Annotated in this window: 16 protein-coding genes; 5 read left to right on the top strand and 11 right to left on the bottom strand. The window is 49.7% G+C overall.

Going from position 1 to position 23,688, the window contains the following annotated elements:
- Nucleotides 1-20: 20 nt before the first annotated feature.
- From B5M13_RS11540 to B5M13_RS11550, 3 genes are all read right to left on the bottom strand, one after another.
- A complete protein-coding gene (locus B5M13_RS11540; RefSeq protein ID WP_080055813.1) occupies nucleotides 21-2,765 on the bottom strand; it encodes an alpha-d-galacturonidase in 2,745 nt (914 codons plus the stop codon).
- 695 nt (nucleotides 2,766-3,460) lie between these two features.
- Nucleotides 3,461-5,101 (bottom strand): RagB/SusD family nutrient uptake outer membrane protein, encoded by a 1,641-nt coding sequence (locus B5M13_RS11545; RefSeq protein WP_080055814.1) that lies wholly within the window; start codon nucleotides 5,099-5,101, stop codon nucleotides 3,461-3,463.
- A gap of 124 nt (nucleotides 5,102-5,225) precedes the next feature.
- Nucleotides 5,226-8,297, bottom strand: a complete 3,072-nt coding sequence (locus B5M13_RS11550; protein ID WP_080055815.1) for a SusC/RagA family TonB-linked outer membrane protein — start codon at nucleotides 8,295-8,297, stop codon at nucleotides 5,226-5,228.
- A 383-nt stretch (nucleotides 8,298-8,680) separates the two neighbouring features.
- On the opposite strand from B5M13_RS11550, the gene B5M13_RS11555 reads away from it, so the two are divergent.
- On the top strand, nucleotides 8,681-9,763 hold the full coding sequence (locus B5M13_RS11555; protein WP_080055816.1) for an endonuclease/exonuclease/phosphatase family protein: 1,083 nt from the start codon (nucleotides 8,681-8,683) through the stop codon (nucleotides 9,761-9,763).
- Between the two features lie 100 nt (nucleotides 9,764-9,863).
- Here B5M13_RS11555 and B5M13_RS11560 read toward each other — a convergent pair whose 3' ends face one another.
- Together B5M13_RS11560 and B5M13_RS11565 are read right to left on the bottom strand one after the other, a co-directional pair.
- Nucleotides 9,864-10,544 carry a GNAT family N-acetyltransferase gene (locus tag B5M13_RS11560; RefSeq protein WP_080055817.1) on the bottom strand — a complete coding sequence of 227 codons (681 nt, stop codon included), beginning with the start codon at nucleotides 10,542-10,544 and terminating at the stop codon, nucleotides 9,864-9,866.
- 77 nt (nucleotides 10,545-10,621) lie between these two features.
- Nucleotides 10,622-12,763 carry an aceric acid hydrolase gene (locus B5M13_RS11565; protein ID WP_080055818.1) on the bottom strand — a complete coding sequence of 714 codons (2,142 nt, stop codon included), beginning with the start codon at nucleotides 12,761-12,763 and terminating at the stop codon, nucleotides 10,622-10,624.
- Nucleotides 12,764-13,172: 409 nt separating this feature from the next.
- On the opposite strand from B5M13_RS11565, the gene B5M13_RS11570 reads away from it, so the two are divergent.
- Nucleotides 13,173-13,463 carry a hypothetical protein gene (locus B5M13_RS11570; protein ID WP_080055819.1) on the top strand — a complete coding sequence of 97 codons (291 nt, stop codon included), beginning with the start codon at nucleotides 13,173-13,175 and terminating at the stop codon, nucleotides 13,461-13,463.
- A 106-nt stretch (nucleotides 13,464-13,569) separates the two neighbouring features.
- Here the strand turns inward: B5M13_RS11570 and B5M13_RS11575 are convergent, their stop codons facing one another.
- The 6 genes from B5M13_RS11575 to B5M13_RS11600 form a co-directional block, all read right to left on the bottom strand.
- Nucleotides 13,570-14,133, bottom strand: a complete 564-nt coding sequence (locus tag B5M13_RS11575; RefSeq protein ID WP_080055820.1) for a DUF4256 domain-containing protein — start codon at nucleotides 14,131-14,133, stop codon at nucleotides 13,570-13,572.
- A gap of 76 nt (nucleotides 14,134-14,209) precedes the next feature.
- Entirely contained in the window at nucleotides 14,210-14,689 is a 480-nt protein-coding gene (locus B5M13_RS11580) for an SRPBCC domain-containing protein (RefSeq protein WP_080055821.1), read from the bottom strand.
- A gap of 7 nt (nucleotides 14,690-14,696) precedes the next feature.
- Entirely contained in the window at nucleotides 14,697-15,020 is a 324-nt protein-coding gene (locus tag B5M13_RS11585; protein ID WP_080055822.1) for an ArsR/SmtB family transcription factor, read from the bottom strand.
- Nucleotides 15,021-15,146: 126 nt separating this feature from the next.
- Nucleotides 15,147-16,868, bottom strand: a complete 1,722-nt coding sequence (locus B5M13_RS11590) for a CocE/NonD family hydrolase (RefSeq protein ID WP_245859956.1) — start codon at nucleotides 16,866-16,868, stop codon at nucleotides 15,147-15,149.
- 276 nt (nucleotides 16,869-17,144) lie between these two features.
- Nucleotides 17,145-19,772, bottom strand: a complete 2,628-nt coding sequence (gene ppsA / locus B5M13_RS11595) for a phosphoenolpyruvate synthase (protein ID WP_080055823.1) — start codon at nucleotides 19,770-19,772, stop codon at nucleotides 17,145-17,147.
- A gap of 74 nt (nucleotides 19,773-19,846) precedes the next feature.
- Entirely contained in the window at nucleotides 19,847-20,299 is a 453-nt protein-coding gene (locus B5M13_RS11600) for a MarR family winged helix-turn-helix transcriptional regulator (RefSeq protein WP_080055824.1), read from the bottom strand.
- 336 nt (nucleotides 20,300-20,635) lie between these two features.
- Between B5M13_RS11600 and B5M13_RS11605 the strand changes: the two genes are divergently transcribed.
- The 3 genes from B5M13_RS11605 to B5M13_RS11615 all read left to right on the top strand — a co-directional run bounded on the left by B5M13_RS11605 (nucleotide 20,636) and on the right by B5M13_RS11615 (nucleotide 23,593).
- Entirely contained in the window at nucleotides 20,636-21,394 is a 759-nt protein-coding gene (locus B5M13_RS11605) for a glucose 1-dehydrogenase (RefSeq protein WP_080055825.1), read from the top strand.
- A gap of 78 nt (nucleotides 21,395-21,472) precedes the next feature.
- The gene (locus B5M13_RS11610) at nucleotides 21,473-22,060 is read left to right on the top strand and encodes a TetR/AcrR family transcriptional regulator (protein ID WP_080055826.1); all 588 of its coding nucleotides are present in this window, start codon (nucleotides 21,473-21,475) and stop codon (nucleotides 22,058-22,060) included.
- A 201-nt stretch (nucleotides 22,061-22,261) separates the two neighbouring features.
- The gene (locus B5M13_RS11615; protein ID WP_080055827.1) at nucleotides 22,262-23,593 is read left to right on the top strand and encodes a DUF2254 domain-containing protein; all 1,332 of its coding nucleotides are present in this window, start codon (nucleotides 22,262-22,264) and stop codon (nucleotides 23,591-23,593) included.
- The last annotated feature ends 95 nt before the right edge of the window (nucleotides 23,594-23,688 follow it).

Here is a 23,688-nt window from a genome sequence, read left to right on the forward strand (position 1 = left end):
ATTACTTCACAAGATATAGCTTACTCAAACAGCCAGTCGATGTTCTTTTTATTTCCGGCCAGACCGGCGTCGAAAACGGGTATTTCCTGATCACCGTCCATAAAGCCAAGGAGCAGGCAGGCTCCCTTACCTAAATTCAGTGTATGCTGACCCGCTTTGAACGAGTAGGTATGCACATTGACGGGCGGTAATCCGTCAATCAGAATCGCATTCGAGATCTTGATGTCCGACTGGCCGTAGTCGTTGGCGCTGGCGTCGGTTTCAAGTTCAGGAACGGGTAGGTAGTTCGGGTTCTTTTCGTTGAAAAAACCGACGAGCAACTTCACGGGTTGCGACGCCGTGAAGGTCAGGCTGGTGCGCTCCGACTGCTGTTTGGATTTTGCCAGTTTCAGCCCCTTCAACTGCGTCAATTCGGGCGTTACGTCGCTGATCGTGAGAGACGTATCGGCAAAAGCCCGTTGGCCTTTTTTGATGGCGTACAGGTCAGCCGTTGGCCTTTGAATGGTGACGGTGGCTGGTTTTAGTATGACCGGTTTCCTGGCGGCCGTAGCGGGGGTTGATTTCAGGGAGTCAATTACGTGTTTGAATCGGCTGAGTTCTTTCTGATAAACCGGTAGCATTTCCTCCCACGTTTTGTAGGTTCCATCGACACCACGCATGGGAATTTTTCGCTGTTGTGTCTGCATGCTATTGGCGTACAGATACGTGTCTCTGGTGAGATTCGTCAGATCGGTAAAATGCTTCACACTGCTTTCGAGCAACGGTACGGCCTTTTCCAGATCGTGGATGTCGTTCGAATATTTGTAACGTAGTACGGCAATGGCGGCACGGGCTTTCTGGGCGTAGAAATTGGCCAGCGCATTCTGGCAATACATATCGTTTTTCAGCCGGTTGAACTCGACCTTGCCTTTTGTTACGGCATCAGACGCTTTGTCGATGGCCGCTACTGCTTTTTTACCGTGCTCAATCACTTCATCAGCAATTTGAACGGGCGTTTCGCCAATGTGCTTTTCGTGCTTCCAGTCTTTTTCGGCGTAATCGATAATCATTTCGCCTTCGGGCGCTTCGGATTCGTACATAAGCGTGAACAGCCCATAACGGAACGGATTGATCAACTGGGTCATGAGCATCCCAAGGGTCAATGTCTGGCGGTTACCGTCGGTGATGCCATAGCGACGCAGAAGTTTTGGCTCAATCTCACCCGCCTGTTCGTAAGCTTCCAATACATCTTTCCCTTTTTCCGGCGAGAGACCGTATTGGGCCGCCAGTTGATTACCCCAGTAGGTGATTTCGTCCGACCGATTTCGATTCGCTTTCCAGGCGTAACGCGCCCAGGTTTTGTACCATAGCCAGTCTCGGTCGAGCTGGAGTTGGCGAGGGCTGGTTTTATCGGCAGTATAGGGCCAATCCCAGTACGAGGCTTCGGGATAGAGGTGCAGACCGTTGGCACCGTATACAGTGTGCATCGCCTGAACCGACTTCTGAATAAAATCGGCCGAACCGTATCGGAAGGGTTCCAGATTAGCCAGAATATGTACATTCTCAACGTGAACAGTACCGATGTTGCTTAGAGTGCGGTGCAGGTCGGCCCATTTGCCGCGTGGGGTGTAGGTGGTAAGCGCTTCACCATTGTATTTCGCCATCGTGTACAGGTTTTTATACAGGGGCAGAGCCGCTTTCATGACGCGGGGCGCGTCGGTATCGTGGGCACGTAGCACAATGGGCGGTTCGGTGGTCTGCCCCAGCGCTTTCAAGCCGTCTTTGACACCGGGTATAATCGTTTTGGTAAACCAGTCGACATCATCCTGGCCGACTCCTTCCATCGCTTCGCCAAGCGTAATGAGCAAACCAGCGTTCGGGTATTTCTGGACGAAGGCCGCAATGGATTTCTGCGTATAGTCGGCAATAAGTGGGGTAATTGGGCGATTGCGATCCTGCGTTTTGATGTGGTGATGTTCGGCGAAGGGTTTCGAGACGATAATATTGTAGAACATCTGAATAACCCAGATACCGCGTTTATCGGCTTCTTCGGTCAGAAACCGGAACATGTCTTCGTTCTTTTTGAAGGTCGCATCATCAACCTCTACGGCATACGGGTATTCGTTCAGCCGCACCAGCGACGCAAACGGGTGACCATTCCACAAATACAGCGAGTTGTAGCGGTTCTCAACCAGCATATCCAGATAGCGAATCCATAGCGCCTTATCATACAGCCACGGAAAGGTTTCGGGCGTATAGGGATATTCGTATACAGTACGTCCGGGCAGGTAGGTTGGTTTCTGAACGCCCACGCACGTACCGCGCAATACCATTTCGGGTTTGTCGCTAATGTTGATCGTTTCGGGTAGTTTACCTGTTTCGGCTACTCGGTCCGCTAATTCCAGACAACCGTACAACGTGCCCGATGCATCGGCACCCGCGATAAGCAAGGGCTTCTGAGCCTCTTTCCGAATAGTAAAACTTTCTTTCCCCGTTTCTTTTGCTTCGGAAAGCGAATAGGCAGCCGCCACTTGGTTAACCCCACTATCCGACCATTGCCCAATAATAATTTGCTGACCGCCTTTGGTTGGCATTCTCGATGCAACGGAAACCTGATAGCCTGCTTTTGTTAGCGCCTGCTTCAGCTTTTCGACCCCGAACGCGATACGGGCATGTGCGGATTGTGGAATAACAAGCGTTATTGACGGACTATGTTGAACCGCTTTTTGGGCCGTTGCTGGCAAGGTTAGCAGGAGAAGAATCAAAAAGAAAGCTGTACGAATCATGGCGTTAGCTGTTCCTGCGTACAAAAATTTCGAGACATCGACCTGTCGAACAGTAAGCAGAACCAGGACAAATGTACTGACTCATCCATCCGTCAACCTCCATCTTTTTTTCTGGAAGTTGTAGCATATTAGCGGAATAGAACCTGCAGGAACGTCCTTGCGGTATACCCTAAACTAGTTCCGCTCATTTACTTACGCCCCATTATGGATTTTGGTATTCTATCGCGTTTATCATATTGAACTCAGCACTATTTATCCAGGTAGAAGCGATTTATACAAAAAACCCTGGTCGCGTTTTGCGTTAAAAATTTAGCATCTGTTTATCCGTTTAGCTGCGTTTAATAAAGCAGAAATAGCTGTGGCGTCAGATTCTCCAATGTGACACTGTGAGGTTTCTCAAAACTGAACAAATCAGCCATTAGAAACCCGGTGAAAAGCTTGAGAGCCGTATAAGAAATGGGCGTGGGCTTTACTATCTCCAAATGTCATCATCAGGAGCAATGATTGGTTGAACTAGCTAGGCAAACAACGAATGGTCGGGCCCCGTGTCGTGTTTTCCCGCATATTCACTTCTAGAGCTGCTGGGCGTATTGGACATACCACACTAGATTAGTCTTAACTGGAGTTTCCCAATAACAGCACATCCCGAAAGTTCACGACTTTCAGGATGTGCATGAATGGCATCTGACTAGCTGCTAATACCCCGGATTCTGTTTAAAATCACCTTTACTCGTAACCGCATCGATTTCACTTTGCGGAATCGGTCGTACGACGTGGAAATCCTGTATGTACTTGCCTGCATCGGGGTTATACTTTCTTACCCGTTCAACCAGTTTGTTGGTCCGTTTCAGGTCGAACCAGCGTACCTGTTCGCCAGCCAGTTCGCGGGCCCGCTCGTCCAGAATAAAGTCGAGCGTTACGTCGGCAGCAGTTATACGCATGGCCGCCTGTTTACCAGGTTGGGCCGCCCGCGTGCGAATTTCGTTCAGATAATACGCTGCTGAGTCTTTTTTGCCGAGGTTAAGTTGGGCTTCAGCCGCTAGCAGATAGACTTCGCCAAGTCGTAATATATAGGCATCGCGCGAACTTTCGGTCGTGGCATCGGTTGCGCGGGTAGGGTCGTCGAATTTGCGGAGCGATACGTAGTGAAAACGGTCGTTAGGCGTTCCATCGGCCTTGTACACATCGTTCACATCATAAATCCGGTACTTTTTCGATTGCCGGAAAGCGGTCGTCACTGGGTATTTGGTCGTCAGGACGGCTGTGTCGCCCAGATTCATACCTGCCGGACGTTTGGTGGCATCGGTTTCATTGGCATACCAAACGGATTTGAACGATGCATCGTAACGTGCGTCGTTTTGTTCGTTGAACAGATTCAACAGAAACAGCGTCGGCATATAGCGAACATTCGGAAATCCATTGGCCACATCGCGTTTCATGCCCGGCTGGGTGTTGTATTCCATTAGAAATAGCGTGTGGTTAACATTGCTGCCCGCGTTGAAGGTCAGGTTAGACGAATAGTTTACCGCCCACAGGATTTCTGAATTTTGCTGGTTGGTAATCTTCCACAAATCGGCGTAGGAGGGAAGCAGTTTATACGTATAGCCCATAATTACTTTCTTCGCATAATTGCTGGCTTCCTGGTGTTTACCACGCGTCAGATACACTTTCGCCAGAAAGGCTTCGGCGGCTGGCCGCGTAATGCGTCCGTAATCGGTCGTGGTTACTGGGATGCTCGTCACGGCAAGCTGTAAATCGGTCATAATCTGCTCATACACGGCATCGACGGGCGTACGGGTTGCGGTAGTTTCGATGGTTTCGGTAGGCTGTAATAGCAGAGGCACCGGCCCAAAACTTTCAACCAGATGATAGTAGTACCACGCCCGCATGAAACGAGCCTGTCCTTCCAGTTCTTTCTGCCGGGTAGCCGTTGCCCCCGATGTAGGTAGGTATTTCAGCACGTTGTTGGCCAGATTGATGGCGGCAAAGCATTGCTGCCACATTCGGGTTTTGACCCAGACGTTGTCGGTTGTCAGGCCCTGATAAGTCATCAGGGGTGGTTGCGGAAACACACCGTTGCTGCCCGAATTTCCGGCATTGGCTGCGTTGGTCCAGATGTCGGTGCCCATTTCCATGAGTGCCTCGCCTTCTTCTTTGCCGTAGAAATAGCGGTTGTAGGTGTATAATCCATTGACCCCTGCTTCAATCCCTTCGGGAGTAGTAAACAGACTTTGCGCCGTAGACCCTGCCGGATTGTATTCCTGCAACTGCTTTTCGCAGGAGAAGAACGAAGCGGCAAGCGCAACTACGGGAATATATTTTAGGTATGATTTCATGGTGAAAGAGCAAAAGAGTGAATGAGCGAAAGAGTGAATGAGCGAAAGAGTGAATAGCTGGACTACCGGAGCGGAGAGCGAAAACATGCGTCAGCCGCTCTTTCACTTTTTCGCTCTTTTAAAACTAAAACCCAAGATTTAGTCCAAACACGTACAGGCGGTTGAGCGGACGGTCGATGACGCCCTCCCCTTCGGGGTCGAAATCGTTCAGATTGCTGAATGTGTGCAGATTTTTGCCCGACACATACACCCGCAGGTTATCCACTTTGATTTTGCTGGTGATTGCCTTCGGAATGGTGTATCCCAGTGTGATGTTCCGAATTTTAGCAAACGAAGCCTGCCGTTCCGTCAGTGTGGTGACGTAGGTAGAGCTACGGGTCGCATTCGGACGTGGGTAATCGTTTGTTGGGTTTTCGGGGGTCCAGTAATCGATGCTGGCTCCGTTGCTGCTGGCGTTGCGGGTGTATTTGGCGTAATAATCCGAGCTGATCCACTGGCCTACCCGGGCTACCAGCAAGATGTTCAGATCGAAATTTTTGTACCGGATGTCGTTACTAAAACCTCCCGTCCACGAGGGTACACGTGACCCAATGATTGTTCGGTCGGTGCCGTCAATTTTACCGTCGTTGTTCAGGTCGGCAATCTTGATATCACCGGGAATCGCATTGTATTTAGCCGCTTCGGATTCTTCCCCCAATTGCCAGATACCCAGCTTTTTGTAGTCGTAATAAATCTGCGAAGGCTGACCTTCGATGAGTGAGTTCCGGTAATCGTCGGCAATGACGTTGCCGTTGGGCAGTGACACAATCATCTCTTTGTTTCGGGCAAACGTCACGTTGCTCGACCAGCTAAAACCTTTCTTATTGATGTTCTGCGTGGTGATACCGATTTCAAGTCCCCGGTTTCGGGTTTTGCCAATGTTTCGATTGACGGTCGTTACGCCCGTGAGCAGAGGCAGGGTGTAGGGGAAAATCAGGTCGTTGGTCCGCGCATCGTAGTAGTCGATGTTTGCCGTAATGCGATTATTCCATAACCCCACGTCCAGACCCACATCGGCTGTTGTGGTTAATTCCCATTGTAAATCCTGATTGCCGATGGTTTGGTTGATCAAATAGGCATTGGCCGCATTGGCGTCGTTGTATGAAAAGGACACGGTCGAAAGCGAATTCTGCGTAGCGTAGGGGTTGATCACGTCGTTCCCCGATTTTCCGTAGCTAGCCCGAATTTTAAGATCGGTCACCAGATTCTGGTTCTTCATGAACGCTTCGTCACTGATCCGCCAGCCCAGGCCAACTGATGGAAAAAAGGCCCATTTGTGCCCTTCGCCCAATTTAGAGGAACCGTCTGAACGACCTGTAACCGTCAGCAAGTACTTATCTTTGAAACTGTAGTTAATCCGTCCGGTAAACGAAATGAGCTTATTCTGGGTGTAGCCACTGCCGTAGAACGGGTTCTGATTGGCGGCCGTCAGGTTGTAGAAATACTGAGCCGGAATCAACTGGTTGTTACCGCCCGCATAGCTCGATGTGTTGGTAAATGTCAGATAACTGTTGACGGCCGTAACCGTGAATGAGTGGTCCTGGATAGCCCGTTTGTAAGTAAATACGTTTTCCCAGCTCAGGTTCCGGCTCTGGTTGTTGGTGATGGATGCCTGCGAACGGCTGCCCGCACCGTCGATGGTGTTCACGCCGTAATAACTGCCTGCTTCGGAAGTCGCGAAAATAGCCCCCAGTGTCGACCGGAAAGTGAACCCGTTGAAGGGGGTTAGTTCCAGATACGTCGATAGTGTACCCCGGTTGGTTTTGGTATTGCGTTTATAGGCATTGGGTTGTTCGTCGGCCAGTGGATTGATGATGCTCCCACCCAGCGGAAACGCAATAAAGTTACCGTTTTCGTCGTATGGAGTGCCCAGCGGCAGGATGCTCGAAGCCCGGTTGAACGGGTCCCGGCGGATGTCATTGTCGATGTAGGCCAGTTGCGTCTGGATACCTACTTTGACCCAGTCGTTGATGGTCTGATCGACGTTGATCCGGGCCGAATAGCGATTGTACTCATCCAGTTTCATCAAGCCTTTTTCGTTAAAATATTCGGCCGAGAAGTAGATTTTGGTTTTATCGGTTCCGCCCGTAATGCCAATCTGATGGTTCTGCTGAAAGCCGTTATGCAACAGCAAATCAGGCCATACCGGGAATTGCTGCTTCTGAATGGCATCTAGCTGCGGGGCGTTGAAAATCTTCGGATCATCGGCTGGGCTGCTCCAGGTGCCCGATGCCCGGTAGGCTTCTCGCCGGAAATCGATGTACTCAGGCCCCGTCATGAACTTACCATAGCCAGCCACTTCAGAAATACCGGCGTAGGAGTTAAGGCTCAGTTTCGCTTTGCCGGTAGTACCCCGTTTGGTCGTGATAATGATAACCCCATTGGCCCCTCGTGATCCATAAATGGCTGTCGATGAGGCATCTTTCAGTACGTCAATCGTGGCAATATCGTTGGGGTTGATGTCCGATGCGGCAACGCCCTGTACGCCATCGACAATGTACAGCACGTTGTTGGAGTTGCTGGGGTTGGCAATCGAACGATTACCCCGAATACGGATCGAAGCGCCTTGCCCAGCATATCCATTTGTTCGGGTAATATCGGCTCCAGGAATCTTGCCCTGTAAGGCTTCAACGGGCGAGGTGACTGGAACTTTGGTGACTTCGTCGCCTTTGATGGCAACGACCGACCCCGTCAGATCACGTTTGCGCTGCGTACCATAACCAACCACAACAACCTCATTCAGTTGCTTGCTGTCAACCTGCATGGTTACGTTTACGTCGGTTTGGCTGTTGAGCGCTACCTCCTGGTTTAAGTACCCGACAAAACTAAATACCAGCGTACTGGCTCCGTCGGGAACGGTGAGTTGATAAGCCCCGTTGGCGTCGGTCGTGGTCCCCTTACCTGTGTTTTTAATAACGACACTGACGCCCGGTAACCCCTGCCCGGTTTCATCCTTGACAATACCCCGAATGGTTCTGTCGGCAATGAGGGGATTACTTCCTGATCCGGTAACGTTTAGCAGAGATGCTATTATAGCCGATGCGAATCGATCAGGATTGGTCTGGTTAATGGCTAGACTTTGCGAGAAAACTACACTGGAAAAGCCTACCTGTATCAGGCCAAACAGGCTCCAGGACCAGGTACGGATGTGTTTCATAATGATAAAGGTGAGTAAAGTGACTGCGCAATAGTGTCTTTAATGCCTTGACAAATAGGTCGTTATGGCGCTTGTTGGAATATACATAGCCGATTTTCTCAGCTATGTACTAAAGCCTATTGCGTCTGAGAAATTGAAACGATGGGCAAACTTAGTGCATTAAAATAGCCTGAATTTGCATCATTTTCTCTAAAAATTATACAATATTATCATGGTATAACTTTTTGAAATTATTGAACTTTTGAAAGAAGATGTATCGATTCATCACCTATATCTAGCTGCGCATTTTCAGCATGAATTAACATCGGCCGACACCCAATGTGGACTGTTATAACCCTTATCCTGTTTTTTCGGTTAGCTAATCATTCCCTTATGTTTGCACCATGCCTACACTTGATTTAGTGCTGCTTATCGCTTCCATTAGTATCATATGCGCTTCGTTTATTAATCTAATCCGACTCGATTACTGGTGGATTCGCATATGGGACTTCCCGCATTTGCAATTGACCGTGCTGGCGGCTCTTGGCTTGCTGGGCTGGCTGCTCCTGGGACATCCTGTGAATGGCATTCTGCTGATCGTACCTGTTGGATTGCTGGCAACGTTAACCTATCAGTTCTGGCTGGTTTATCCATTTACCCCTTTACATAAAAAGCAGGTTCTTTCTTTTTCGGCGTCTGATAAAGAGACAAATGTCTCGGAGCATGTTGATTCGGTACGGCTACTGACTGCGAATGTTTTCATGGAAAATACACGTATGCCTGAGGTAAAAGCATTGGCGGAGAAGCATAAACCAGACCTACTTTTAGTGCTGGAAGCCAATCAGAAATGGCAGGATGCGCTGGTCGACCTGGAGAAAGTGTATCCGTATAGAATCTTGTATCCACTGGAAAATACCTATGGCATGCTGTTCTATTCCCGCTTTCCCATACGTTTTCATCAGTTGCGGTTTCTCATTCAGGACGATATTCCCTCCATTTATGCACAGCTTGAACTGCCCAGCGGACAATTGATTCATTTTTATGGCGTACATCCGATGCCGCCAAGCCCTACCGAGCATTATCGATCAACAGAACGAGATGCCGAACTGATTCTGGTAGGGAAAGAGGCCCGAACCAAATCGGCCCCTGTCATTGTTGCGGGCGATCTGAACGATGTAGCCTGGTCACATACCACACGCCTATTTCAACGAATCAGCGGTTTGTTAGATCCTCGTATTGGCCGGGGGCTATATAATACGTTTCACGCACGCTATTTTTTCCTGCGCTGGCCTTTAGATCACATCTTTGTTTCTCATCATTTTCAGTTACAGACGATCCGGCGTTTACCTAACTGTGGTTCGGATCATTTTCCAATGCTGGCGACACTCAGCTACGTAGGCGATCAGACAAAGAACGGGGTAGAAATACCTCAGCCGGAGGGTAATGATCTGGAAGAGGCTACCGAAAAAATCAGTGAATCGGAATGAAGGTGTCAACCACAGTTTCTCTGAACTGCCAGTGAACCAGTATACCAACGACGTTCATCCGCACGACAATTGCCGATGAACCGAGTAGGCTATAGAGAAGTTACTTTCTTTTGATGAAATAGAAGTAGATTTCGGTCCTAACCGTAAAATTCATTGCTTCGTAGAGCTGAATGGCCCGCTTGTTGTCGGAGCGCACATGCAGAAAGGGTATGCCCTCGCTCTGCTGGATTCGGTAGAGCTGATTCGAGATGAGTTGTCGGGCGTAGCCTTTGCCCAGATGGTCGGGATGGGTACAAACGGCACTGACTTCAGCATAACTAAACGGATTCAGCCGCTGCCCGCTCATGGCAATCAGTTTCCCTTCGTCAACGATTCCTTCATAATGACCGAATTCGATTGTTCGGGTTGAAAAAGGGCCGGGTCGGGTTAGCTGGGTCAGGGCAATCATGTCAGGAACGTCCGCACTTGTCAAGGGTCTGATCGGCAGGCTAGTTTGGGGCTTTTCGGTAACGGAATCGTAAACCATCTGTAAGCCATCTACCCGCTGCAAAAGCGTCCATGAATCAGGAATGGGTAATTGGGTTGTCGTAATAAGCCCAATCGGACTGTCAAAGGGAATTGCCGCATCGAGCAGGTGGAGGTTCTGCGCTGTGTTTTGGTGCAGGGCAACGAACGGAGATACCTCAGGTGTAAAGTATTTTACCTTGTCTGTGCCACCGCCTAAGTGTTTGTTGCCCGATACCAGGGCGTTCCAGGCTGGATTGTCCAATATATTCTCCATCAATTGCTAGGGCTGTCTACGAAGAGAAGCAATTTTAGGCCTAAACATGTTCCCGAGTGTGTGTTGATCCGTTCAGATTATCGAATAAACGGAATCCAGACTTCCATTTCCGAATGCCCCCGGTTGGCCCAGGCGTAGTACGGAATCAGTCGCACACGGGTGGAGGCCGGTGTTTTGGCAGAGACTTCCCGATAAAGATGGTTAGTCCAGTTGCTTTCGGTCAATAGGCTGGCATTGCCTTCCAGTGCCATCAGCGGACTGTTCTCAATCGTTACGGGTGTAGGTTTTAGGGTGTTTTTCAACGATAGGGCCACGCTCGTCAGCTTCGTTTTCGGATTGTCGACCGATTCCAGACAGTATACGAGGGGGCCACGCTTAACGGCTACCTGATTACGGTTTTCCTCAACCAGCGGATTCGATTCGATCAGTTTTACAGGCATTGGTAGGTTAATACCAACTTTGTCTCCGGCTTTCCAGACACGGTTTATCTCGGCATATTCGCCCGAACGGATAGGCGTTGAGACGGTTACGCCATTGACCTTGATGGTTGCACCCTGACACCAGCCCGGAATCCGGATAAAAACGGAGAAAGGTTTTGCCGGGGCCTGTTCCAGTTGGACGCTAATGGCTCCGTCCCAGGGGTAATTGGTTGTTTGTGTCAGGCGAATAGGGGCGCCGTCTTTAAGCGTGGTAGTCAACTGGCTACCGCCAAACAGATTTACCCACAGTCCTTTATCCGAAATGCTGTAGGCATAACTGCTCACTTCGGCCATCGTCCGTACGGTGTTTGGTGGGCAACAGTTCGAGAGCCGGATATACGGCTGCCGACCGCCCATCCAGCGCAACTGATACGGGTAATTATCTGACGCACTGAGCGGATTGGTGTAGAAAAACGTCGTACCACCCAGGTTCACGCCCGACAGAATGGCGTTGTATAACTCCAGTTCCATCACATCGGCATATTTGGCCTGACCCGTAATCTGAAGCATTCGGTAATTCCAGAGCAGGTTACCGATGTTGGCGCAGGTTTCGTTATGGGCCGAATGGTTGGGTAACTGATACGCCTTGCCATAGGCCTGATGAATTTTTTGTACCGTATCAGGCTTATACGACGTTCCTTCGGGCGAAACCCCATCGTACAGCGCCCCGCAGCCACCCGTTACATACATTTTCCGATTTACGACATCGTTCCACATCAGATCGAGCGTGGTTAGTAGCGAACTGTCGCCGGTTTCGGCAAAGACATCAGCGGCTCCGGCAAACAGGTAATTGGCCCGAACAGCATGTCCGATTACTTTTTTCATCTGCCGGAACGGAACCCGGTCGGAGTTATCGTCGGTGCCTTCGGTCATACCCCGAATGTCGATCAGCTTTTTGGCGAGTGTCAGGTAGCGTGGGTCGTGGGTGGTCCGATACATTTCGGTAATGCCCATGTAATGTGACGGACAAATGGCGTTGCGGGCCTGCTCAGGTGTGGCCGTTTGATAAAAACCGATCAGAAAATCGGTGGCTTTTTTCGCAATGTTCAGGAGAGAGGTTTTGCCCGTTGCCCGGTAATGCACACAGGCAGCCGTCATCAGATGGCCGAAGTTGTAGGCTTCAAAGCTGAGCTTATCGCGGAAGGCCGCCCCATCAGACATCTTTTTCTCGCCCGGCGTGGATTCGCCCGGCGTGGATTCGCCCGGCGTGGATTCGCCCGGCGTGGATTCGCCCGGCGTGGATTCGCCCGGCGTGGATTCGCCTGTTTTCTTCTGTTGTATGATCGCTTTGGTATATACGTAGCCATCGGGGGCCTGCGCTTTGGCGATTACGGCAATGGCCTTATCCATCTGCTCGTCCAGCTTTTTATCGTTCGTAAGGGCGAACATACTCGCCACCGACTCCAGCGTTTTGTAGAAATCCCCGTCGTGAAACGATGGTCCTTTGAAGTTCCCTGATTCCAGACCGGCGGCTATTTCGAAATTGCGGAAGGCATGACTTACATTCGGATTGGTATACGTATCCCACAGATGCGGCACCATCGAATCGCGGCAAACCGCAAAACGGTCGGCCCAGAAGCCGGTTGTCCATTTTACAGCGTTGAGGTCGGTACTTTCCAGCCGGGCAAACTTGCTTTTAGAGGTATTGACCAGGGCATTCGTTTGCCCCCAAACGGGCGAGAGCGATGCCACTGCAGCAGCCAGTAACGTAAATCGAATCAGGAATCGGTAAAGGTTCATGACAGACGGATTGCATAAAAGACAAAATTAATAGCAATAATCCACTATCAACTATGCGATTTTCTCCGTTGGTTATAGCATGTTAGCATCAAGCCTGTCTGAAATAGTTGAATGTATATTTTGACTTATTGTTTTTTGTCCTGCTGAGGAACGAAGCATCTTTGGTAGGGGGGAGATCCTTATTACTACCGAAGATGCTTCGTTCCTCAGCAGGACAAAACCACGTTATTTATTGTCTGGCTATAACAGGTTCGAGAATGGTCATCTATTAACAATGTTCTTACTAAGTACAGGTATAAAGAGAGTGATTTATCGGAAGGTATGAAGAAACTTCAAAATTTTAATTCGATTACTTTGTAATACAAAGTTCTTTGGTAAATTTGCTTCCAGACTTTAAAACAATACAGACATGATCACTCAGAACACAAGACTTACCGGGATTTTGCTGACCGTGGCGATTCTATTATCGATTCCCTTCCTGGCGATGCAGTTTACGAATGAGGTGAACTGGAACCTTTTTGATTTTATCGTAGCGGGTACGTTATTGCTCGTTACGGGGCTGATGTGTGAGCTGGTTTTGCGAACAGTACGCAAACCCAAATACCGGCTCGCACTCTGCGGTGCCATTCTACTGGCGCTGGTGCTGATCTGGATCGAACTGGCTGTCGGTATCTTCGGAAGCCCGATTGCCGGGAGTTAGTGGAAGAAATATAAACGTGTTTTCTAAAACCGCGAGGACGCTATAGACGCAAAGAGAGTTATGATACTTCTTAGCGTCTTTAGCGTCCTTGCGGTTTAATTAAGCCCTAAACCCGAAGTGAGCCCCGGAAACCCCGAACGCCATAATAGGATTCGGCACCGTTGTGGTACACAAAAACCGTATCGTAGCGACGGTCGCAAAAGAGTGCCCCGCCCAGCTTTCGGATGGCCAGAGGGGTAACGATCCAGCTCGATGTTTTCAGGTCGAACTTTCCGAGTGTCTGTAGCATTCGATATTGCTCTTCTGTCAACAGGCCAACGCCCATGGCTGCTGCCATATCCAGAGCGGAGTTGGCGGGTTTGTTTTCTTTTCTGGATTCCAACGCTTCCCGATCAAAGCAAACACTCCGGCGACCTTTAGGGGTTTCGGGCGAACAATCGAAAAAAATGTACTCACCCGTGCCCACATCCTGACCGACCACATCGGGCTCACCACCCGTACGCTCCATTTCATACAGTGACCAAAGTTTTTCGGGAGCTGCTTCCAGCTTTGCCTGTAGAGCCGCCCAATCAAGGCCCGTATGACGATTACGATTCTTCTCAAAACGCACGTGTAAGGTGTTGAGTAGTTCTGTCTGCTGGTCGGGCAATAATTGCTGTTTATTGTTCATAAGGAGTTAGTGATTAACGAAACTAAGTTTTCGGGTATCGGGTCTGAAGTACCATAACATCAGGGGTGGAAGTATATTACGCTTCGTCATGATGTATGAACTTGCTTACGATGTCCTGTAAGCGATTATGGGCCATATTGATGCCTTTGGCAAAGGGCAGTTGTAATACCTGATCTCTGATCGCGACGGATCGGTAGAGGACCTGCATCGTTAGTTGACTGGTAGTCGGTGTGCGTTCGTTAAACTCCAGAAACTCAAGCTGAGCGCCAAAGGGAGCACTTTCCATTTCGAAGGTTCGGGTGATTTTCCGGTTCGGGACAAACTCGTGAAAAACCCCGTTGAAGCCGTGTTTATTGCCTTTGGGATCAGTGGTTTCGAATTGCCAGCTACCGTGTTTTTTAGGTTCCAGTTTCAGCACCTTCGTCCCCATCCATTGCTCCACCAGGTCGGGTTCTACATGCGCTTTGAAGAGCAGTTCGAGCGGCAGGTCAAACTCCCGTGTGATCACTAATTCCTGTTTGCCCGCTTCGGCATGGACTTTGGTTTTCGGCTCCATGTGGTTTCTATTGGTTGGCTTGATAGTTCTTCAGGATGGCTTCCAGTTTGTTGAATCGGTCGTCCCACATCTGGCGGAACGGCTCGATAAAATCTGCTATTTCTTTCATCTTTTTGGGGTTTAAATGATAGTAGATTTCCCGGCCGGCCTGTTCCTGTCGCAGTAATTCACATTCGGTAAGAATGTGCAGGTGTTTGGAAACGGTGGGCCGGGCCGTGTCGAAGTTGGCGGCAATGGCACCGGCTGTCATCGCCTGCGAGGCTACCAGCAGCAGGATTGCCCGCCGGGTTGGGTCGGCTATAGCCTGAAATACGTCTCGTCGTAGATTCATTATGTAGTTATTTGACTACAAATATACGTGTAGCTATTTGACTACGCAAATGTTTCTGAGTCGATTTTGGGTTTGTTCCTTGACTTGCCCGTAATACAATCGCAGATGCGTGAAAACTATGTTGCATCAGCGCCAGACTGGTATGCGGATGTAGCTGTTGGTGTACCAGTTTATTCGCAGCGGCTCTTTGGCGTCCCGTATGGACTCCGTGCTTACGTCGTTGCCGGTGCCATAGTTCAGTTGCGAAAAGGGGTTTTTGTTGACGTTGATCGCCACGACCAGCCGACTGCCTTTGCTTAGTTTTTTACTGATCAGGTGCGTGTTTGATACGTCAATGGTCGTTTGGGTATTGGGTGTCAGCAAGGTTCGTTTGGTGATGTCGTTTGCATAACTCGCCCGACCGATGTAATACGACAGATGAAAATAATCGCCAGCCGGGGTCAGTTCGTAAAGGGTAACGCCAAGGTCTACATCCTTTTTGTTGATGCTGATGGTCAATTGGGCCAGAAAAGAGCCATTGATGAGCATCGACTCCGACAGGGGTTCACTGACGAAAACAAACCCATTGCTGGTGTCGATCTCTTTCCGCGAAATGGGGTCGGGGTAGTAGTTGTTAGTGCTGGTTTGCCGGTCTGCGAAATCAACCTGCTGCGACAAATAGCCCGTTTTAGCTGACTTCGTAGGGCGTAAGGCATAAAAATCGCCCGTTTTCTGGTCGGTCAGGTAAAAGGTTAAGTAGCCATTGTGCATCTTGTCGAGTGAAGGCGCACTACGCCAGCTATTGGCACCCATCACTTCGTAATTGATTGTATCGGCCAGCATTTCAGGTTTGGGGCCTTGTTTCAGGATGTGGTCGAACCACTGATAGGTTATTTTTTTTATGTCGAACAACGCAACCGAATCGACCGAATAGCCATTGATTACGCGCTCGCCACCAATCTGTGTTCCAAAATGGCCGTAGGGGCCAATGATCAGGTAACAGGGGGTTTGGGGGGCATACTTCTGAAGCTCCCGCAGATAATACAGACTCGAATTCTGGGAGTCGTTATAGTAGCCGTCAAAAGCCAGAATGGGAATGTTTATGCTGGCAAAATCGCGTTCGTAAGGGGCCATTGCCTGCCAATAGCGGTCGAAGTCGGGGTGACTGATCCAGCGCTGAAACCACTTGTTGGGCGTTCCGTCGAGGCTATCCATCCTGTTGTAAGCCACACCACTTTGCCACCAGTCGAACATCATTTTTCGGAACCGCTTCCGGTCATTGCCGACTAAGGTATCGAGGTATTTGTTATTGCCTACATAGAACGACCATTCGTAGTTAGGATTAACGAATACGTTGTTCTCCATCGGTAGGCCCATGCCTGGCCGGTTGGCTACATACGGTACGATGGTTTTAAGGGCGGGGTGTAGTTTTTTGCAGGCTGCCCACTGGGAGAAACCGTTATAACTGCCGCCAAACATACCGACGCTGCCGTTGCACCAGGGTTGTCGGCTAATCCAGTCGATCACGTCGTAGGTGTCGGTTGCTTCATGTTCATACGGATAAATGGCGTTGGGACTAAACCGTTTTCCGCGTGTATAGGCAATGACACCCACATACCCCCGGTCGGCCGACTCTTTCAACGACTTCATGTCTCGTCCTTTATCCCGTACATAAATCGTAAACTGCAGGACGACGGGCAGGGGCTGCGTTACGCCTTTCTTTCGGACAACCATTACCGATAGACTAGCTCCATCCTGGGTAGTAATCAATACGCTATCCTGAATGTCGTAGGGGCTGGTTGCATCATCGGCTTTTGTACTGACTGTTTGTTGGGCAATACTGATGAAGGACGATAAAAATAGAAGCAAGAAGCAAAGAAGGCGTTTACGGATTATTCGCATGATTGACGATTCGTTGTATCGTATCATCAGCCGTTACCAGCCGACGATACGATACAAGGACATATTTTCGGATAAGAAGCTGCATGCGCAGATTAAATGAAAAAAACGTTTTATCAATGTCTTTTTATCATCCCGAACGGTCCGCCGGTGCGGCAGGAGGGATTTTCAGGGCTGGTTATTCAATGGGATTATCCGAAGATCCCTCCTGCGTCGGGATGACAAAGAACGCATGCATACTCCGGTTTACAGGATTTCAATGTACCCATCGGTTCCATTTAGCCGGATTCGTTGCCCGTCTTTGATCAGCTTCGTCGCCTGATCGATGCCCACAACGGCGGGTAAGCCATACTCACGGGCGATAACGGCTCCGTGGGTCATCAGGCCACCGACTTCAGTAACCAGCCCTTTGATGGCGACAAACAGGGGGGTCCAGCTCGGGTCGGTAAAGGGCGTAACGAGAATATCGCCTTCTTCCAGGTCGGTGTCTTCCATCTTCAGAATGACCCGCGCCCGTCCCTCAATCACGCCCGCCGAAACGGGTAGCCCCACAATAGCGTCAGCCGGGAGATTGTCGCGTTTGTACTGACCCGTAATGATTTCACCGTCGGATGTCATCACCCGTGGAGGTGTTAGTTTTTCAAAGCGTTTGTAGTCGTCTTTTCGCTGATTGATCAGGTCATAGTCCAGCGTATGGGTGCGGATGACGTCGCGGAGTTCGTCAAATTTGAGATAAAACAAGTCTTCTTTTTCGTGAAGAACGCCCGCCTGCACGAGTCGCCCGGCTTCCTTTAGCAGTGCTTGTTTAAAGATGAAATACCGACTGACGATGCCGTATTTAGGATACTCCCGATACCCGGCCAGGTTACGAACCAGGTCGATCATGCGGCTCGTTTCGTTCACTTTCTCGTCGCCATCCGGTAATTCCTTCAGCCGGGCCAGAATCTCCTGTTTTTTGGCCATCGCTTCCCGCAACCCCCGCTCAAACCGCCGACTGCTTTCGCCCGGTTCAAAGTTTTTGATGTTGCTTAGAATCAGCGGAATAAGCGTGGCTGGTTTCTCACTCCATCGGGGTCTCGTAATGTCGATTTCTCCGGCACAGCGCATGCCGTATCTGGTCAGAAAAATGTTGATGGCGTTGCGGGCTTCTGGTCCACCGGCCACCGTAGCCAGTTCATCCAGGAAATGATCGTCTTGTTCCTGCGCAAGGTTACCCCGTTGTAAATAGGCAATTACGTCAGGATAAGGGCGAATGGCATCGGCCACATCCAGCAAGGCCAGTCCCATTTCCGACGTAATGTTGTTCGGCACTGATTGCGTCAGAGTGTCGGCTACGGCTTTTTCACCCAACCACATCTCCATATGTTCGTTGAGCCAGGAGGCCGCGTTCATGCCTGTCATGATAACGCCGAAACTTTGCGAATCAGCCGCCCCTCGTTTCGACTGTTGGGTTGTTTCCTGAATAAAATCGAGCAGGTCTGTGCCCGACTTTGATTGAATAGCCTGTTTTAGCTCCGCTATGGCTGATTCACTGCGCCCGATCAATTCCGAAACAATAGCCGGATCGTAGTCGGCCAGGGTTTGGTAATCGATTGGCGGTGGGCCTGGAGGGTTTTTGGCTAGAATCGCTTCCGGCTGCTCTGGCACCGATTTGATGAAATCGCCACGCTCCAGCAGGGTCATAAATGCATCTCTGATGAGCGGGTCCGATTTGCCCAGCACATTGACAAGCATGTGTCGTTTGACAGGCGATGCCAGATCATCGACCACATCCACAAAAATCCGTCCACCCGCCGTGGGCATCGGTCGGCCCGCCGTCAGTTGCCACATGGCGATACCCAACGGCTTCATGGCATCGGTCATCATTTGCTGGTGCCCAACCGATACATACACATGGGGGCCTTCGTCGGCTCCTTCCGGGAGGGGAAATAAAGTCGTGATTGGCCGACTCTGGACAACGTAAACTGAATGACCCACCAGACACCATTCGATGTCCTGCGGCTGGCCGAAATGGGTTTCAATCGTACGGCCAATGCGTTCTAACTGCAAAATCTGCTCGTCGCTCAGCGCTGGCTGGTTTTGTTGTTCTACGTCAATGGCTTGTTCGGTTGTGCCCCCCGTATCGGTAGCATAAATAGCCAGTTTCTTAGTAGAAACGTTCTTTTCAATTAGTTCGCCATGGCGCACTTTATACGTATCGGCATTGACCAGACCCGCGACCAAGGCTTCACCAAGTCCGAAACTGGCGTCGATGGATACGACCTTGCGGTTACCTGAAATGGGGTCGGCGGTAAACAGAACGCCCGCTGTCTGGGGAAAAACCATCTTCTGAACCACCACCGCCAGCCGGACGTTGCGGTGGTCGAAGCCATGCTGAATGCGGTAGGTTACGGCCCGCTCCGTGAATAGCGATGCCCAGCATTTACTGATATGTCGTAAAATAGCTTCTTCTCCGATGATATTCAGATACGTATCCTGCTGACCGGCAAAGGAAGCGGTAGGCAAATCCTCGGCGGTGGCGCTGGACCGTACCGCATAAGCCTCCTGTTCACCAAACATTTTGAGGTGTTCCGTAATCGCTTCGGCCATAGCCTGGGGAATGGGAATGGCTGCGATAGCCGCGCGGAGTTCGGCGCTGAGTGTACTGATCTCATTCCGCTTGTGTATGTCCAGCAGCGCCAGTTGATTGAGCAGTGAATGAACGGTTTCATCCTGCGCCACAACCTCATTATAGGCTTCCGTCGTCACGCAAAAGCCTGCGGGTACGTTTATGCCCGTGATCCGGGACAACTCTCCCAGATTAGCCCCTTTGCCACCAACAACGTTGAGCTTTGTTTTGTCTATGGATTGAAAATCAAGCGTGTAAGGGTTCATGTAAGGGTCGAATGATTGAATGGTTGAATGATTGTATTGAGTACTGTATGTGTTTCACTCTGTCAATCGACAAGTCAATCATTCAACCATTCAATCATTTCATTCATCAGGGCAATGGCTTTTGTAAAGTAGGTGTCAATGATAGTGCGCTCCTCGTCCGAAAAGGAAGCCAGAAGCTGTTGCGACTGGCTGCGGAAGTCTCGGTAAAGGGGTTCCAGCAACGCCATGATCGCTTCGGTGTTTGGCGCAATAAAGACCTTCCGTCGGTCGTCGGGGGCAAATCGGCGGCTTACCAGTCCTTTCTTTTCAAATCGGTCGATTAAGCCCGTCACGGCTCCCGTTGTCAGACCCGTCAACGTGGCCAGTTCACCCGCGGTCATTTGCCCTTTCTCGATCAGGAAGCCGAGGTATTTATGATCCGTACCCGAAATTCCAGCTTTACGGGCCACGGCTTCGTGCATCTGAATGGAGGTGTAGGCATATAGCTGGCTAAGTTTTCTTGTGGTTTTAACAGCATCGTTAGTCATTTATATCTTATTGTCTAAATATCTTAGTTGTAAAGATAATTGGATAAATTGAAAATTCACTACTCATAGGTAAGAGCCTACCGGATGTGCCCATAATTTGAACCTGTCTATTTAATAGCTTTTTTGTCATCCCGACGGAGGAGGGATTTTCGGAGATTGACGGCTTAATAAGCTCACCCGGAGATCCCTCCTCCGTCGGGATGACAAAATCTAATTATGACTCGATTAAGGAAATGTTAAACAGTCGATTTTTTTAAATTTATTTGGAACAATCGTTCCGTTATGTTTATGTTTGCGGAACGATTGTTCCAGTATTGAATCTAAATTGACGAAAAAATGAGTAGACTGAGTAATAAGATCGCCGTGATTACCGGCGGAAATTCGGGGATTGGTTTTGCTACCGCCCAACAATTTATTGCAGAAGGGGCCAGCGTCATTATCACCGGACGAAACCAGCAGGCCATTGATGAAGCGGTAAAAAAACTAGGCGATAAGGCCATCGGTATTCGTTCGGACGCGTCCAGCATTAGCGATACAGAAGCACTGGTCGAAACGGTAAAGGCACGGTATGGTCGGGTCGATGTACTGGTCGTCAACGCCGGGGTTAATTTTATGGAGCCAGTAGGACAGATTACCGAAAAGGGCTTCGACTATATCTCGAATATCAACCTGAAAGGGGCCATTTTCACCATAGAGAAGTTTATCCCCATCCTGGCCGAAGGCGCTTCCGTTATTAATGTCACCTCCGTTAGTGCGTTTGTCGTTGGTATGGGAACGGCGGTATACGCAGCCAGCAAAGCCGCACTCACCGCGTACAGCCGAACGGCTGCCATCGAGCTGGCCCCCCGAAAAATTCGGGTCAATACCATTGCCCCAGCCATGACCGAAACCGAGATCTTCCATAAAGGAAACGGGGCTTTTACGGCGGACATGATTGCGTTTACCAAAAACAAAATGCCGTTTAAACGCTATGGTCATCCAGCCGAAGTGGCAAAGCTGGCGGTTTTCCTGGCTTCCGATGATGCTTCCTTTATTTCGGGCAGCGAGTACGTGATTGACGGAGCGGCTTCTGTAAATGAGCCGTTTAGAGTGTAAATTTTTTTTGTCATAAACTGGAACGACCATTCCAATGTTCTACCTTTGTGAAGGAAATCCTCTTCACAAAGGTTTTTTATGGCAAGAACAAAATTGTTTGACGAAGCGCTTATCCTGAACAAAGCCATGAATTTGTTTTGGGAAAAGGGATATAACGCCACGTCGGCGCAGGATTTAGTAGACGGGCTGAACATCAGCCGTTCGAGCTTGTACGATACGTTTGGCGACAAACATTCGCTGTTTGTAAAAGCCCTGAAATTATACCGGGAAGAGCGGATCGATCCCGTACTCAACGGGCTGGAGTCGGCCAGCGATATGGAGCAATATATCCGGGATGTATTTACCACGGTCAAAGATGATGCCCTGAATGATACCTGTTCAAAAGGGTGCTTTATGGTTAATTCGGCCGTAGAGATGGCCCCCACAGACCCAGAAATCGCATCGATTGTGTATGGAATTATGGTCGATACAGAAAAGGCCATTACGCAGGCCATAGCCATAGGGCAGGAGCGGGGCTTATTTTCTACGAAACACTCGGCTCAGTCGTTAGCGAGGTTTGTTTTTAACGCCCTGAACGGGTTACGCGTTACCGTCAAATTTGATACGGATAAACGCATGTTCGACGATATTGTGGATGTGAGTCTGGCTGCCTTAAAAGTTAGCTGATGAGCCTGGGCATCTGAATCGATGTATCAGGGTATAGCTGGCTTCGTTTTCTTGTGGGTTTAATGGCAAACGGAAGTTGATTAGTAACTAGTTGCAGGGGCAATAGGCTGGAAATCAATGGTTCGTCTACCTATTAGCCGGGAAATAGGATAACTATTCGTCCGCTGGCTGGTTTGGTCTATATCCTTAAACCATCAATTCATGCCTACCCGCTTTGTCCATTATTGGCAGCAACTTCGTGAATCGCTTTGGTTCCTACCGGGCTTACTGTTACTTGCTTCTTTTGGATTGGCGTATGGTTTGGTTGAGTTTGATGCCCACACGAGTTGGCAGGGCGAAAAGCGATTTCCACTTCTGTTCGGCACAGGTGCTGATGGGGCAAGAGGTATGCTGGCAGCCATTGCCGGTTCCATGCTGACGGTAGCGACGCTGGCTTTTTCCCTAACCTTATCGACCATTTCACAGGTTAGTAGCCAATATTCTCCCCGCGTATTACGTAACTTCATGCGTGACCGGGTCAATCAGTTCGTGATGGGTTATTTTGTGGGTGTATTTGCCTATTGCCTGATCGTACTGGGCACCATTCGTGGTACAGACGAAGTTAAGTTCGTGCCATCCACTGCCGTCTTGACAGGACTTATACTAGCACTGGGGGGTGTGGCAGCGCTAATCTTTTTTATTCATCATATTGCTGAATCACTCCAGACCGGAACCATCGTCCAACATATTTTCCACGAAACGACTAAAGCCATTGCTGATTTGTTCCCTGATCAGCTTGGTGAACCCATCGATGATCCGAAGAAAGCGGAAGCGGCACTCCAGTATGCCGATGAACAGACGGGCTGGCATCCGGTACCGACAAACAAATCGGGCTATCTTCAACTGATTAATACCGATGGGCTGCTCAACTGGGCGATCAGCAATCGGGTTGTTTTGCGTGTCGAAAAAGAAATGGGTGCTTTTGTGGGGGAGGGTACTGTACTCTTTTCCGTACGTAGTGGGATGGAACGCCCTGATCCTATGGAAGCAGACTGGCCTGATAGCCTGATGGAGTATATTAGCATAGGAAGGCATCGCAATGTAGAACAGGACGTAGCTTTTGGTATTCAACAACTAGTCGACATTGCGTTAAAAGCCCTTTCTCCGGGTATTAATGATACCACTACGGCTATTATGGCCATCGACTACCTGGGAGCAATCTGTGAGCATCTGGCTCAGCGCGAGTTTCCGGCCCGGTTACGTTCCGACGGACAGCATTTGCGGGTGTTGGTTCGCAGTGCGGACTTTGCAGATTACATCCGTCTGGCTTTTGATCTACCCCGTATCAATGCCAGGGGTAACCATGCCGTATTACGTCGGTTGCTGAGGGCACTTGCGCTGGTCAATGAAGCGGTTTGCTCCGAAGACAGCAAGCCAGTCCTGCGCGAACAGGCCGATCTGCTAGTTCAGTATGCTGATCAGACACTGGCTACTGATTATGAAAAACAACAGGTACACAGTCTGTATGCTATTTTGATGAAAACGTGGGCTTAAAGGTACTTCCGGCAAAGAAAGTGCCTAGTTGAAAAATCTACAGGGATTACTCCTCTCCAGCTTACTTTCTAACCAGATTCTAAGCGTAGCCTAAG

It is taken from the genome of Spirosoma aerolatum (assembly GCF_002056795.1).
In the GTDB taxonomy this organism is placed as follows: domain Bacteria; phylum Bacteroidota; class Bacteroidia; order Cytophagales; family Spirosomataceae; genus Spirosoma; species Spirosoma aerolatum.